This is a genomic window from Photobacterium sp. R1, assembly GCF_054600795.1.
Genome location: NZ_BAAHZP010000723.1, coordinates 1 through 255, shown reverse-complemented (window position 1 = coordinate 255; position 255 = coordinate 1). Strand labels below are relative to the sequence as shown.

Here is a 255-nt window from a genome sequence, read left to right as displayed (position 1 = left end):
AGCAGATGAGGAACCAGTGTGTCTGGGTTCGCCTTCACCATGAAATAATACTGCTGTTTTGGCTCAACAATGAGCTCATAAGTCATTTTTTTGCGTGGTTGTATCCGCTTTGACAGATATCGTATGTTTTCCCGGACTGATTGGCACCTCTGCATAATGGATTGTACCCAGTTTTAAGATACTCTGATCATAGACATAGAAAATCGCGTTCATGCACGCAGCATTCATCTCTTCAACCAGATATAAGTGTATCGT

Annotated in this window: 1 protein-coding gene; it reads right to left on the bottom strand. The window is 42.0% G+C overall.

What is annotated here, in order from left to right; all coding sequences use genetic code 11:
- Window positions 1-75 precede the first annotated feature (75 nt).
- The coding region (locus ACYP03_RS26975) for a hypothetical protein (protein WP_459782803.1) at window positions 76-255 on the bottom strand (180 nt) is incomplete at its 5' end.